Origin of the sequence: Nocardia sp. NPDC005978, from assembly GCF_040614455.1 — a bacterium.
Lineage (GTDB): Bacteria > Actinomycetota > Actinomycetes > Mycobacteriales > Mycobacteriaceae > Nocardia.
In genome coordinates, this window is record NZ_JBEXUS010000251.1 from 1 (window position 1) to 1,151 (window position 1,151).

The following is a 1,151-nucleotide window of genomic DNA, read 5'->3' on the forward strand; positions in this document are numbered from 1 at the left end:
GTGATGGTGACTGGTGTTCAGTAGTGTGCTCTTCAGATCTCAAGAAGCAGCCGGGTCCGCCGCCGGGCGGTCCCGGCGGTGCGCGCGGTCCCGGCGGCCCGAGCGGCCCCGGCGGCGAACAGGCGCGCACCCAGAAGGGCATCAACGGCAGCACCGTCGACCTGCCCTTCGGCCTGGACTCCGCCCGGACCCCGGTGCTGGGCAGCTACGCCTCCGGCGAGCAGCGGCCCGCGAGCCTGACCACCCAGTGGTACAAACTGGATCTTGCTGCTGTACAACAGGATTCGGCCTATCGGGTACTGGTGCTGACCGTGGCCGGGCGCATCGCCGCCCGGGCCGACGACGGCCGCGACATCGAGGGCCAGCAGCTGCGCCTCGAATTCGCGCACCGCGCCGACGACGGCACGGTCCGAGCCCTGGGCGATCTCACGCCCCCGAACATCGGCGGCGCACCGGTGTGGCGCAATCTGCCGATCGCTCTGGATCGAATTCCGGCTGACACCAACGCGATTCGCCTGGTCGCACGGACCGACGGCCTGTCGGACAAGGGCTGGCTCGCGGTGACCCCGCCCCGCCTGCCCAAGCTCTCGACGCTCAACGCGGTGATCGGCAAGAACGACCCCGTGCTGGCCGACTTCCAAGTGGGCCTGGCCTTCCCGTGCCAGCGCCCGTTCCAGCACCGGGACGGCGTCGCCGAACTCCCGAGCTGGCGCATCCAGCCCGACAAGCTCAACGCCCAGGTCTCCACCCCCTGGCAGGGCCTGACCGGCGGCGGTCCCCTCGGCTGGATCGACCTGCTCCTGCAGCCCCGCACGGTCCCCGCCTACCTGGCGAACGACTGGACGCGGGACTGGGGCGAGCTCCAGCAGTACCAGTTCGTCGCCGATGCCAAAGCGCCACAGGCGAACCTGACCGTCGAGGTCGAGAACCGCTGGGGCTGGACCGAAGAGGAGCCGATCCGTACCGGCTAACCCCGCCGCACCCCTCCGGCCGGGCGCGTCTTATCCGCACGCGCCCGGCTCGGAGCGCGGGTGCTATCCGCGGATCCTCGCCTGCCCGCCGCGATCGAATCCCGGCCCACCCGTGGACGCCGCGGGGTGGCCCGCACTCACCACGGCAGAAAGCCGCCGCCGTTCGATATCGAACGGCGG

At 71.2% G+C, this 1,151-nt stretch carries 1 protein-coding gene; it reads left to right on the plus strand.

The annotated features are described in order from the left end of the window. The first annotated feature begins 23 nt into the window (after positions 1-23). Positions 24-971, plus strand: coding sequence for an arabinosyltransferase C-terminal domain-containing protein (locus ABZ319_RS40485; protein ID WP_354991891.1), 948 nt, complete (start codon positions 24-26; stop codon positions 969-971). The last annotated feature ends 180 nt before the right edge of the window (positions 972-1,151 follow it).